At 64.3% G+C, this 12008-nt stretch carries 11 protein-coding genes; 1 reads left to right on the top strand and 10 read right to left on the bottom strand.

The window, feature by feature from the left end; genetic code table 11:
- Positions 1-26 precede the first annotated feature (26 nt).
- The 10 genes from J8847_RS12365 to rpsB form a co-directional block, all read right to left on the bottom strand.
- The gene (locus J8847_RS12365; protein WP_211525012.1) at positions 27-566 is read right to left on the bottom strand and encodes an OmpH family outer membrane protein; all 540 of its coding nucleotides are present in this window, start codon (positions 564-566) and stop codon (positions 27-29) included.
- 46 nt (positions 567-612) lie between these two features.
- Entirely contained in the window at positions 613-2949 is a 2337-nt protein-coding gene (bamA, locus tag J8847_RS12360) for an outer membrane protein assembly factor BamA (RefSeq protein WP_211525011.1), read from the bottom strand.
- A 224-nt stretch (positions 2950-3173) separates the two neighbouring features.
- On the bottom strand, positions 3174-4511 hold the full coding sequence (gene rseP, locus J8847_RS12355; RefSeq protein ID WP_211525010.1) for an RIP metalloprotease RseP: 1338 nt from the start codon (positions 4509-4511) through the stop codon (positions 3174-3176).
- 3 nt (positions 4512-4514) lie between these two features.
- Positions 4515-5690, bottom strand: a complete 1176-nt coding sequence (gene ispC, locus J8847_RS12350) for a 1-deoxy-D-xylulose-5-phosphate reductoisomerase (RefSeq protein ID WP_211525009.1) — start codon at positions 5688-5690, stop codon at positions 4515-4517.
- A 13-nt stretch (positions 5691-5703) separates the two neighbouring features.
- Positions 5704-6537 carry a phosphatidate cytidylyltransferase gene (locus J8847_RS12345; protein WP_211525008.1) on the bottom strand — a complete coding sequence of 278 codons (834 nt, stop codon included), beginning with the start codon at positions 6535-6537 and terminating at the stop codon, positions 5704-5706.
- The gene (gene uppS / locus J8847_RS12340; protein ID WP_211525007.1) at positions 6537-7289 is read right to left on the bottom strand and encodes a polyprenyl diphosphate synthase; all 753 of its coding nucleotides are present in this window, start codon (positions 7287-7289) and stop codon (positions 6537-6539) included. Before uppS ends, J8847_RS12345 begins: the two co-directional genes overlap by 1 nt.
- A gap of 125 nt (positions 7290-7414) precedes the next feature.
- Positions 7415-7975, bottom strand: a complete 561-nt coding sequence (gene frr, locus J8847_RS12335) for a ribosome recycling factor (RefSeq protein ID WP_211525006.1) — start codon at positions 7973-7975, stop codon at positions 7415-7417.
- Between the two features lie 40 nt (positions 7976-8015).
- Positions 8016-8732 carry a UMP kinase gene (pyrH, locus tag J8847_RS12330; RefSeq protein WP_211525005.1) on the bottom strand — a complete coding sequence of 239 codons (717 nt, stop codon included), beginning with the start codon at positions 8730-8732 and terminating at the stop codon, positions 8016-8018.
- A gap of 315 nt (positions 8733-9047) precedes the next feature.
- A complete protein-coding gene (tsf, locus tag J8847_RS12325) occupies positions 9048-9956 on the bottom strand; it encodes a translation elongation factor Ts (protein WP_211525004.1) in 909 nt (302 codons plus the stop codon).
- 151 nt (positions 9957-10107) lie between these two features.
- Complete coding sequence (rpsB, locus tag J8847_RS12320) at positions 10108-10857, bottom strand: 30S ribosomal protein S2 (RefSeq protein WP_211525003.1); 750 nt, start codon at positions 10855-10857, stop codon at positions 10108-10110.
- Positions 10858-11164: 307 nt separating this feature from the next.
- Between rpsB and map the strand changes: the two genes are divergently transcribed.
- Positions 11165-12001, top strand: a complete 837-nt coding sequence (gene map, locus J8847_RS12315; protein WP_211525002.1) for a type I methionyl aminopeptidase — start codon at positions 11165-11167, stop codon at positions 11999-12001.
- Positions 12002-12008: the final 7 nt, after the last annotated feature.

The raw sequence follows: 12008 nt of genomic DNA, 5'->3' as shown, positions 1-12008 counted from the left end.
AATTCAAATCGGTGCGCAGCCCGGCATCACTTCGAAGCGTCGAGCAGCTTGAGGATCTTGTCCGTGATGTCGATGCGCGGGCTGACCCAGGCCGCCTCGGCCAGCACGGCGTCCAGCCTTTCCTCGGCCGCGACCTGCTCCAGCAGCTTGTAGGCCCGCTGGGCGATCGCCGCGCGCTCTTCGTTCTTGCGCTGCATGAGGTCTTCCTGGAACAGGTTGTGCATCCGCTTCCAGTCGGCTTCCATGTTGATCAGGTCGCGCGTACGGCGGTTGCGTTCGCCCTCGCTCAGGTTGTTCGCCTCGGACTCGAACTTCTTGCGCGCCGCATTGAAGCGCTCCGCCGCTTCCTCGACCGTCTTCTGGCGGCTGGAGAACTCGGCGGCCAGCTTGGCGTCGGCCGCCTTGGCCATCTTCGATTCCGTCATCAGGCGCTCGGTGAACACGAAGCCGATGCGGCCGGTGGAGCCGTAGGCCTGCCCCTGGGCCTGCGCCTGGACCAGCGGCGCGGCGCACAGCGCGGCGATCACGAGTCCGCGCGGCAGCGAGGCAATCAGATTTTTCAGCATAAGTCTCTCGCAATCCTGGTTTTCGGTACGCCCTTGCGCCTCTTGGTCAGAAGCCGGTGCCCATCTGGAACTGGAAGCGTTCCAGGCGGTCGCCCGGCAGGGCGTTCAAAGGCTTAGCATAACTCAACTTGAGCGGGCCCACCGGGGAAATCCAGGACAGGCCGATACCGGCCGAGTAGCGGAATTCCGATGGACGGATCTTGGCCTCTTCCTGGAACACCTGGCCGCCGTCGAGGAAGGTGAACCAGCGCAGGCTGCGGTCGGTGCCGCTGCCCGGGAACGGGAACTGCAGTTCCGCGTTGCCGATCACGCGCTTGGAACCGCCGACCGCGTCGTAGAAGGTCGGGTCGACCACGCCCAGCGACGAGCTTTCGTAGCCGCGCACCGAGCCGATGCCGCCGGCGTAGAAGTTCTTGAAGACCGGGTAGCTGTTGCCGCCGATGCCCTTGCCGTAGTCGAATTCGCCGCGCAGGGCCAGGGTCATCCAGCGGGTCAGCGGACGGTACCACTGATGCTCATAGACCACCCTGTAGTACTTGGCGTCGCCCAGGGCGTCGATCTCGAGGTTGGCGCGCTGGAAGCGGCCGCGGGTCGGGGTCACCGCGCTGTCGCGGGTGTCGCGGCCCCAGGCGGCGGTCAGCGGGATCGCATTGGTGGTGGCCTTGCCGACACCGGTCGACGGGCCGCCGTTCTGCGCCACGAAGGTGCGGTACAGGACCGGCGAGGTGGTATCGGTCTCGATCTGGGTGCGCTCCAGGCCCGCGCCGAAGTAGACGGTGTCCGATTCCGAGAACGGCACGCCGAAGGTCAGGTTGCCGCCGGTCTGGCGCACGGTGTAGGAGCCGATGTTCAGCGCCGGCGGACGCGAGGTGCGCAGGTAGAGCTGGAAGGCGCGCGAAATGCCGTCGTCGGTGAAGTACGGGTTGGTCTGCGAGAACGCGATCGTGCGGTTGTACTTGCTGGTGTTCAGTTCCAGGCCGACGGTGTTGCCCGAACCGGCGAAGTTGGCCTGCGAGATCGAGGCCGTGAAGGTGAACTTCTCGGCCTGCGAGAACGCGCCGCCGATCATGAAGTTACCGGTCGGCTTTTCTTCGACCACGATGTTGACGTCCACCTGGTCCGAGGTGCCCGGCGACTCCGGCGTCTCGACCTTCACTTCCTTGAAGTAGCCGAGGCGGTCGACGCGGTCGCGCGAGAGCTTGACGCGGTTGGCGTCGTACCACGAGCTTTCGAACTGGCGGAATTCGCGGCGGATCACTTCGTCGCGGGTCACGGTGTTGCCCGAGATGTTCATGTGACGCACATAGGCGCGCTTGCCCGGATCGACGAAGAAGGTGAAGGCCACTTCGCGCTTCTCGCGGTCGATCTCCGGGTTGGCCGTCACGTTGGCGAAGGCGTAGCCGAAGGTGCCGAGGCGGTCGGCGATCAGCTTGTTGGTGTTTTCCTGCAGGTCGCCCGAATAGGTCTTGCCCGGCTGGAGCAGGATCAGCTGCTTGAGCTCTTCCTCGCGGCCGAACATCTCGCCTTCCAGCTTCACGCTCTTGACGGTGTACTTCTCGCCTTCGGTGATGTTGATGGTGAGGTAGATGTCCTTCTTGTCCGGGGTGATCGACACCTGGGTCGATTCCACGTTGGCTTCCAGGTAGCCGTGGTTCAGGTACCAGGACTTGATGGTCTCCAGGTCGCCGGTCAGCTTCTGCTTGGAGTACTGGTCGGCCTTGGAGTACCAGGTGAACCAGCCCGAGGTCGACAGCTGCAGCTGCTCGCGCAGTTCCTTGTCGCTGAAGGCCTTGTTGCCGACGATGTTGATGCCCTTGATCTTGGCGACGTCGCCCTCGTCGACGTTGAACATGATCGTCACGCGGTTGCGTTCGATCGGGGTGACGGTGGTGGTGATCTTGACGCCGTACAGGCCGTGCGACAGGTACTGGCGCTTGAGCTCCTGCTCCGCGCGGTCGACCGACGCCTTGTCGAAGATCTTGGTCTCGCCGACGCCGATTTCCTTCAGCGCCTTGACCAGCATGTCCTTTTCGAATTCCTTGGTGCCGGTGAAATCGACGGTGGAGATCGCCGGACGTTCCTCGACCAGCACCACCAGCACGCCGTTTTCTTCTTCCAGGCGGATGTCCTTGAAGAAGCCGGTCGCATACAGGGCCTTGATCGCCGCGGTCGCCTTGCCGTCGTCGAAGGTCTCGCCCACGCGCACCGGCAGGTAGCTGAACACGGTGCCCGCTTCCGTACGCTGGATGCCCTCGACCCGGATGTCCTTGACGACGAACGGGTTGACGGCCAGCGCGTTACCGGCGCACAGGGCCAGCACGGCTGCGCCGATCAGGCTGCGACGGATGAACGGCAGGGCGAAACGATCTGGTTGTGATTTCATTGGCTGGATCAAAGGGTCAGTCATTAATACATATTCCTTGGCGCAGTAAGCGCAGGGTGGACGGCTATGCCGTCCACGCGGTGATAGCTGGCGGCCAGATCATCGCGCATGGCGACGGAGCCGATAACGATCACCGCGTGGGCGGGGAACCCGCCCACCCTACGAATACCGCGGTAACAGCATTCTTTATTTTGCCGGTGGATTCAGCGTGCATGGGAGCTTCGCTAGAACAGCCGCACCAGGTCATTGAAGACGGCGAGCGCCATCAGCATGAGCAGCAGGCCGACCCCGGCGCGCTGTGCGAACTCGCCGACTCGCGCTGGAAGGGGACGCCCGGTCAAAACTTCCAGCGAATAATACAGTAAATGGCCACCATCCAGAACTGGAATTGGTAACAAATTCATTACTCCTAAGCTGATACTAATAAATGCAATGAACTGCAAATAGCTCACCAGGCCGATGCGCGCGGTCTGTCCCGCATAGTCGGCAATGGTGATCGGCCCGGTCACGTTCTTCCACGAGGCTTCGCCCGTGATCATCTTGCCGATCATCTTGAGGGTCATGACGCTGGTCTCCCAGGTGCGCTCGGCGCCCTTGGCCACGGCCTCGAAGGGACCGGAGGACACCGTCACCATCTCGGGCGCCTGGGCCACCATGACCTTGATCATGCCGCGGCCGTCGGGGCCGCGTTCCGGCGTGAGCGCGAGCTTCACAACGCCGGACCCGCGCTGGACTTCCAGCTGCAGCGCGCGGCCGGGCGCGGCGCGCACCGCTTCGATGAAGGCGATGCCGTCGTCCATGGCCTTGCCGTCGGCGCGCAGGACCAGGTCGCCCGCCAGCAGGCCGGCGCGCTCCCCTGCCCCGCCAGGCAGCACCTTGTCGACGCGCGGCTGCGGGCGCCACAGGTCGAGGCCCAGGCCGCCCAGCACGTCGCCTTCGACGTCGAGCCTGGCCACGGCCTCCTTCGGGATGGTGGCGCTGTAGGCGCCGCCATGCTTGCCGCGCATTTCCAGGCGCGCTTCGCGCTTCTCGATGGCGGCCTGCAGCACCTGCCAGCGCAGGTCGGGCCAGGAGCCGACCTGAGAACCATTCACCGCGACCACCGTATCGCCGCCGCGCACGCCCGCCTGGTAGGCGACCGAATTCTCCGGCAGCGCGCGCAGGCGCGCCGAGGGTTCCTCGACGCCGTGCATGAACAGCACCGCCATCAGGCCGATGGCGAGCAGGAAGTTGGCGATCGGTCCGGCGGCGACGATGGCGATGCGGCGCCACACGCTCTGGCGCGTGAACTCGCGGTCCCATTCGGTTTCGTCCTTGGGCGCGGTCTCGGGATCGCGGCTGTCGAGCATCTTGACGTAGCCGCCCAGCGGCAGCGCCGACACCGCCCATTCGGTCTGGTCGCGGCCGAAGCGGCGCGACCACACCACCTTGCCCATGCCGACCGAGAAGCGCAGCACCTTGACGCCGCACCAGCGCGCGACCAGGTAGTGGCCGAGCTCATGGATGATGATGAGCGGGCCGAGGGCCAGCACGAAGGCCAGCACCGTCCACAGCAGGTTCATGGCTTATCCCCGCAGGCGAGCAATGGCGGCGGCGGCGGCCGCGCGGGCGCGCGTGTCCTGGTCCAGCACCGCCTCGATCGAGGGCGCCGGGCCGTGCTCCACCTCGTCCATCACCTGGCGGATGACGCGGTCGATGTCGCGGAAGCCGATGGCGCGGTCGAGGAAGGCTTGCACCGCCACTTCGTTGGCGGCGTTCAGCAGGGCCGGCGCGGTGCCGCCCGCACGCAGGGCGTCGAACGCAAGGGCCAGGCAGGGGAAGCGCTCGAAGTCCGGCTTGTGGAACTGCAGTGCCGCCATCGTGGTCAGGTCGAGCTGGGCCACGCCGGATGCGATCCGCTCCGGGAAGGCCAGCGCGTGCGCGATCGGCGTGCGCATGTCCGGATTGCCCAGCTGGGCCAGCACCGAACCGTCGACGTAGGAGACCATCGAATGGATCACGCTCTGCGGATGGATCACGACCTCGATCAGGTCGGCCGGCGCGCCGAACAGCCAGTGGGCCTCGATCACTTCCAGGCCCTTGTTCATCATGGTGGCCGAGTCGACCGAGATCTTGCGGCCCATGACCCAGTTCGGGTGCTTGCAGGCCTCTTCCGGGGTCACGCCGCCGAGGGTCTCGACGGCGCGATTCAGGAAGGGGCCGCCCGAGGCGGTCAGCAGGATCTTGGCCACGCCCGCGGCGCCCGGCGCGCGCGCGTAGTGCTGCGGCAGCGACTGGAAGATGGCGTTGTGTTCGCTGTCGATCGGCAGCAGGGTCGCCTTGTGCTCCTTGACCGCGTCCATGAACAGCTGGCCCGACATGACCAGGGCTTCCTTGTTGGCCAGCAGGACCTTCTTGCCCGCGCGCGCGGCGGCCAGCGTGGGCGCCAGGCCGGCGGCGCCGACGATGGCGGCCATCACGGTGTCGGTGTCGTCGCTGGAAGCGATGTCGCACAGGGCCTGTTCGCCGTGTTCGACCGCGATGCCGAGGTCCGCGACCAGTGCCGACAGCCGGGCCGCCGCTTCCGGCGTGCCGACCACGGCGCGCTGCGGGCGGTGGACGCGGCAGGCCTGCGCCAGTTCCTCGACGCGGCTGTGCGCGCTGAGGGCGTAGACACGGTAGCGCTCCGGATGGCGGGCGAGCACGTCGAGGGTCGAGGCGCCGATCGAGCCGGTGGCGCCCAGGATGGTAATGCGTTGCATGATCTGCTTCCTTCTAGAGCCAGGCGCCGATCAGGGCAGCCAGTGGCAGGACCGGGACGAGCGCGTCGATCCGGTCCAGTACGCCGCCGTGGCCAGGCAGCAGGTTGCTGCTGTCCTTCATGCCGGCGCGGCGCTTGAGCTGGGATTCGAACAGGTCGCCGACGATGCTGGCGGCGACGATGAGGATGAGTACGGCGAACATGCCGAGCCAGCCGAGGCCGGCCTGCACGCGCACCGCGAAAGTATTGGCCAAGGCTTCCCCGCCGAACAGCACGGTGAGCGCGGCGATGATCAGGACGGCGATGCAGCCGCCGATCGCCCCTTCCCAGGACTTGCCGGGCGAGATGGACGGCGCCAGCTTGCGCTTGCCGAAGGCCTTGCCGGAGAAGTAGGCGAAGACGTCGGCGGCCCAGACGATGGCCATCACCGACAGCAGGTAGAGCGCCGAGTGCTGGAACATGGTGACGATGGCGGCGAAGCAGGACACCACCGAGATCGCGTAGATCAGGCTGAGCATGGTGTTGGCCGTGCTCTCGAGCGGCGGCAGGCCCAGCTTCAGCGAGGGCGCGAAGCGCAGAGCCCACAGCAGCACGCCGATGGCGAACCAGAAGGTCGAGGCACCGGTCGAGGGCGCCAGGAAGAAGGCGTAGGCGAAAGCTGCGGTCCAGAACAGCGCGATCGGCAGCGCGCGGCCGGAGCCCGGATTGAACAGGCGGAAGGATTCCCAGATCGCCGCCCCGAAGAACAGCGAAGCCACCACCGCGAACGCCGTGAAATTGTTGGAATACAGTACCGGCAGCAGGACTGCCAGCAGGACGAGCGCGGTGAGGATCCGGGTTTTCAGCATCAGTTGGTCTTCTTCGCTACTTGGTCGCCGGTCTGGCCGAAGCGGCGCTCGCGCTTCTGGAAGGATGCGATCGCCTCGTCCAGCGCTTCAGGCGAGAAATCGGGCCAGAAGGTCTGGGTAAAGTACAGCTCGGAATACGCGAGCTGCCAGAGCAGGAAATTCGAGATGCGCTCCTCGCCGCCGGTGCGGATGAAGAGGTCGGGCTCGGGGGCATAGGCCATGGCCAGGTGCGGGGCCAGCATGTCTTCGGTGAATTCGGTCACCCCGGGGTTGGCCTGCACCATCTTGCTCGTTGCCTGCATGATATCCCAGCGTCCGCCATAGTTGGCGCACACGCTGACCGTGAGGCGGGTGTTGTTGGCGGTGCGGCGCTCGGCGGCGGCGATCATCTCCTGCAGCTTGGGGTCGAAACGGCTCAGGTCGCCCACGACTTTCAGGCGAATATTGTTGGCGTGCATCTTCGAGACTTCGCGCTCGAGGGCGGTGACGAACAGGCGCATCAGCAGCGAGACTTCCTCGGCCGGACGGCGCCAGTTCTCGGACGAGAAGGCGAACAGGGTGACGTACTCGACGCCGAGTTCGACGCAGCGCTCGACGACGCCGCGCACGGCTTCCACGCCCTTGACGTGGCCGGCGACGCGCGGCAGGAAGCGCTTGGTGGCCCAGCGGCCGTTGCCGTCCATGATGATCGCGATGTGGCGCGGCACACTAGGCGTTTCGGGGACAGCGGTGGTCGAACTTTTGAATATCATGACTTCCAGTGGGCTGCGGCCGGCAACACATGTCGCCGGCAAGGAAAATGGTCAATCATAAGGTACACGGACCGGCCGCGGCAAGCTGCCGGGGCCGGTCCGCGAGAACTACCATCAAGCCGTATTTACACGGTCATGATGTCCTTCTCTTTTTCCGCCAGCAGTTTGTCGATCTCGGCGACGAACTTGTCGGTCAGCTTCTGGACTTCGTCCGATGCGCGGCGCTCTTCGTCTTCCGAAGCGGTCTTGTCCTTGACCATCTTCTTCAGCGCTTCGTTGGCGTCGCGGCGGATGTTGCGCACGGCGATCTTGGCGTCTTCGCCTTCGGTCTTGGTCAGCTTGACCATTTCCTTGCGGCGCTCTTCGGTCAGCGGCGGGGTCGGCACGCGGATGGTGTCGCCCTGGCTCGAGGGATTGAGGCCCAGGTCGGAGTCGCGGATCGCCTTCTCGATGGTGCTGGCCATCTTCTTTTCGAACGGGGTCACGCCGATGGTGCGCGCGTCGATCAGGGTCAGGTTCGCCACCTGCGACAGCGGGGTCGGCGAGCCGTAGTATTCGACCATGACGGAGTCGAGGATGCCGGCGTGGGCGCGGCCGGTACGGACCTTGGCGAGGTTGGCCTTCAGGGTCTCGATGGACTTGGTCATGCGATCCTGGGCGTTCTTTTTGACGTCAGCTAAGGACATGCTGCTCTCCTGTTCTTCTTTCGGATTGTTCAACTAAAACTTAAACGTGTACCAGTGTACCTTCGTCTTCGCCCATGATCACGGCTTTCAGCGCGCCCGGCTTGACGATGGAAAACACCTTGATCGGCAGCTTCTGGTCGCGGCACAGCGCGAAGGCGGTGGCGTCCATCACCTGCAGGTGCTTGGCGATCGCTTCGTCGAAGGAAATCGACTCGTAGCGGGTGGCGTGCGGATCCTTCTTGGGGTCGGCGCTGTAGACGCCGTCGACCTTGGTGGCCTTGAGGACGATCTCGGCCGAGATTTCCGAGCCGCGCAGGGCGGCGGCGGTGTCGGTGGTGAAGAAGGGGTTGCCGGTGCCGGCGGCGAACACGACGACCTTGCCCTCTTCCAGGTACTGCAGGGCTTTCGGGCGCACGTAGGGCTCGACCACCTGTTCGATGCTGATCGCGGACATGACGCGCGCGGTGATGCCGACATGGCGCATGGCGTCGGCCAGGGCCAGGGCGTTCATGACGGTGGCGAGCATGCCCATGTAGTCCGCGGTGGCGCGGTCCATGCCCTGGGCGCCCGGGGCCACGCCGCGGAAGATGTTGCCGCCGCCGATCACGACCGCCACCTGCACGCCCAGATTCGCCACTTCCGCCACGTCGGCCACCATGCGGTCGATGGTCGCACGGTTGATGCCGAACGCATCGTCGCCCATCAGCGCTTCGCCAGACAGTTTCAGAAGGACTCGTTGGTAGGCTGGTTTTGTCATGATGAAGCGGCTCCTATGTGATGTTGCTTACGAATTCGGTTCTGACGCGCGGCCTCGTGGGCTGCGGTCTCATCTGCGCTTGTTGCCAGATGGGGTGCTGCTCACGGGGCGCTGCGCGTGAGGCGCTGCCGGGTTGCCGCGAACTTGGGTTCCGGCCTTCGCCGGAACGACGTTGTTTGAGGTCACCGTTATCTCCTGCGCCGTCGTCCCGGCGCAGGCCGGGACCCAAGTTTGCCAGCGCAGCCACTAACCCAACCACGGCCACGCAACAAACCTTTCCCCTTAAAAAAACGGGCCTTGCGGCCCGCTTTTCAATTACTGCTTGCTAGCAGCCATCTGTGCTGCAACTTCAGCTGCGAAGTCGTCAACCTTCTTCTCGATGCCTTCGCCCACGACGTACATGGTGAACGCCTTCACGGTGGTGTTGGCGGCCTTCAGCATCTGCTCGATCGACTGCTTGTCGTTCTTCACGAACGCCTGGTTCAGCAGCGACACTTCTTTCAGGTACTTCTGCACCGAACCGTCGATACGCTTGGCGACGATCTCGGCCGACTGCGGCTGCTTGCCTTCGGCGACGGCCTTGTCGGCGTCTTCCTGGGCTTTCAGCTGGGCAACCGAACGCTCTTTTTCGATCAGTTCAGCAGGCACTTGCTCCGACGACAGTGCGACCGGCTTCATGGCAGCGATGTGCATCGCCACGTCCTTGCCGACTTGCTCGTCGCCGCCTTCGAACTCGACCATCACGCCGATGCGCGCGCCGTGCAGGTAGGAAGCCAGCTTGCCGGTGGTTTCGAAACGCTGGAAGCGGCGAACGGTCATATTCTCGCCGATTTTACCGATCAGTGCCGTACGCACGTCGTCGAAGGTCTTGCCTTCGTGTTCGATCTTCGCCAGGGCGTCGACATCAAGCGGGTTCTTTTCGGCGACCAGGCGTGCAGCCAGGTTGGCCATGGCCAGGAAGTCGTCGTTCTTGGCGACGAAGTCGGTTTCGCTGTTGATCTCGACCAGCGCGCCGACGTTGCCGGCGATGTAAGCCGCCACCACGCCTTCGGCGGTGATGCGCGAAGCTGCCTTCGATGCCTTGCCGCCCAGCTTGACGCGCAGGATCTCTTCCGCGCGGCCCATGTCGCCATCGGCCTCGGTCAGTGCTTTCTTGCATTCCATCATCGGTGCGTCGGTCTTGGAGCGCAGTTCGCCCACCATCGCTGCAGTAATCGCTGCCATGTGTATTCTCCTAAATGTTGGTTCAGGTGCCCGGCTGTCCGGCGGACAGTCGAACGATATATTTCTGCTAAATCTTGTGCTTAAAAAAAGGGGGGCACGTGGTACGGCTCCCCCTTTCTACTGCAGGCAGGCCGTGCGGCCTGCCGTCAAATTATGCCTGCTCGGAAACTTCGACGAAGTCGTCGCCGCCGGCCTTAACCATCTCAACGACTTCGTTGGTGGCGTTGGCGCGGCCTTCCAGGATCGCATCGGCGACGCCGCGCGCGTACAGGGTGATGGCCTTCGACGAGTCGTCGTTACCCGGGATGATGTGGGTAACGCCTTCCGGCGAGTGGTTGGTGTCGACCACGCCGATGACCGGGATGCCCAGCTTGCCGGCTTCGGTCACGGTGCCCTTGTGGTAGCCGACGTCGACGACGAAGATCGCGTCCGGCACGCCGCCCAGGTCCTTGATGCCGCCGATCGACTTCTGCAGCTTGACCAGTTCGCGCGAGAACATCAGCGCTTCTTTCTTCGACATCTTCTCGACCGAACCGTCTTCGATCGCGGCTTCCATGTCCTTCAGGCGCTTGATCGAGGTCTTGATGGTCTTGAAGTTGGTCAGCATGCCGCCCAGCCAGCGCTGGTCGACGTAAGGCACGCCTGCGCGCTGGGCCTCAGCGGCGATGATGTCGCGCGCCTGGCGCTTGGTGCCCACCATCAGGATGGTGCCGCGGTTGGCGGCGATCTGCTTGATCGTCTTCATCGCGTCCTGGTACATACCCATGGTCTTTTCCAGGTTGATGATGTGGATCTTGTTGCGGTGACCGAAGATGAACGGAGCCATTTTCGGGTTCCAGAAACGGGTCTGGTGGCCGAAGTGAACACCGGCTTCCAGCATTTCGCGCATAGTAACGGACATGTAATTCTCCAGGGTTGGGTCTTGAATGCGGCCAGTCACCTTATCGGCACCCTTTGGCGGCCACACTCGCGATTTCTATAAAAATTCAGTAAAAACGAGGCTGTTTTTACAACATTGCTCGATGCGAACACGAGCAACCCGAGATTCTAGCGGGATTCGGCCCATTTTTCAAGCGTGCACGCCTCCCCTCCCGTCCGCCGCCCCCTGGAGGCCATGCCACGGGGCTCGGCGACATCCTTTATAATGGAACGATATCGCCTGGACACGTTCCGGGCTTCACCGTTTTCAGAGTACGACACCCCTATTTATGTCCATTTCCATCAAGACCCCGGAAGAGATCGAAGGCATGCGCCTGGCCGGCCGCCTCGGCGCCGAAGTGCTGGACTACCTCACCCCCTTCGTCAAGCCGGGCGTGAGCACCGGCGAGCTGGACCGCCTGGCCCACGAATACATGCTCAACGTCCAGGGCACCACCCCGGCCCCGCTGAACTACGCCCCGCCGGGCTATACCCCGTTCCCGAAGTCGATCTGCACCTCGGTCAACGACGTGATCTGCCACGGCATCCCGGGCGACAAGGTGCTCAAGAACGGCGACGTGCTGAACATCGACGTCACCGTCATCAAGGATGGCTTCCACGGCGACAACAGCCGCATGTTCTACGTGGGCGAACCGTCGATCCTGGCGCGCCGCCTGTCGGAAGTGACCTATGAATGCATGTGGCTGGGCATCGCCAAAGTCAGGCCGGGCGCCCACCTGGGCGACATCGGCCACGTGATCCAGCAGCACGCCGAAAAGCACGGCTACAGCGTGGTGCGCGAGTTCTGCGGCCACGGCATCGGCCGCGTGTTCCACGAGGAGCCGCAGGTGCTGCACTACGGCCGTCCGGGCACCCTGGACAAGCTGGAAGCCGGCATGATCTTCACCATCGAGCCGATGATCAACGCGGGCCGCCGCGAGATCAAGGAAATGCAGGACGGCTGGACCATCAAGACCAAGGACCGCAGCCTGTCGGCCCAGTGGGAGCACACCATCCTGGTCACCGAGACCGGCTTCGAGATCCTGACCCAGTCGGCCGGCACCCCGCCGCCGCCAGGCATCGTGCTGCCGCTGCTGGAGCAGGCCGCCGCCCCGGCCGCCGCCTGAGGATCGC

Source organism: Massilia sp. AB1 (assembly GCF_018119385.1).
Lineage (GTDB): Bacteria > Pseudomonadota > Gammaproteobacteria > Burkholderiales > Burkholderiaceae_D > Telluria.
This window is presented reverse-complemented; position numbering and strand designations above follow the sequence as displayed.

Excerpts from the sequence above, each read along its gene's own strand:
- tsf (WP_211525004.1), bottom strand. The coding sequence starts at position 9,956 with ATGGCAGCGATTACTGCAGCGATGGTGGGCGAACTGCGCTCCAAGACC.
- frr (WP_211525006.1), bottom strand. The coding sequence starts at position 7,975 with ATGTCCTTAGCTGACGTCAAAAAGAACGCCCAGGATCGCATGACCAAG.
- bamA (WP_211525011.1), bottom strand. The coding sequence starts at position 2,949 with ATGAAATCACAACCAGATCGTTTCGCCCTGCCGTTCATCCGTCGCAGC.
- pyrH (WP_211525005.1), bottom strand. The coding sequence starts at position 8,732 with ATGACAAAACCAGCCTACCAACGAGTCCTTCTGAAACTGTCTGGCGAA.
- rpsB (WP_211525003.1), bottom strand. The coding sequence starts at position 10,857 with ATGTCCGTTACTATGCGCGAAATGCTGGAAGCCGGTGTTCACTTCGGC.
- rseP (WP_211525010.1), bottom strand. The coding sequence starts at position 4,511 with ATGAACCTGCTGTGGACGGTGCTGGCCTTCGTGCTGGCCCTCGGCCCG.
- J8847_RS12365 (WP_211525012.1), bottom strand. The coding sequence starts at position 566 with ATGCTGAAAAATCTGATTGCCTCGCTGCCGCGCGGACTCGTGATCGCC.
- J8847_RS12345 (WP_211525008.1), bottom strand. The coding sequence starts at position 6,537 with ATGCTGAAAACCCGGATCCTCACCGCGCTCGTCCTGCTGGCAGTCCTG.
- ispC (WP_211525009.1), bottom strand. The coding sequence starts at position 5,690 with ATGCAACGCATTACCATCCTGGGCGCCACCGGCTCGATCGGCGCCTCG.
- map (WP_211525002.1), top strand. The coding sequence starts at position 11,165 with ATGTCCATTTCCATCAAGACCCCGGAAGAGATCGAAGGCATGCGCCTG.
- uppS (WP_211525007.1), bottom strand. The coding sequence starts at position 7,289 with ATGATATTCAAAAGTTCGACCACCGCTGTCCCCGAAACGCCTAGTGTG.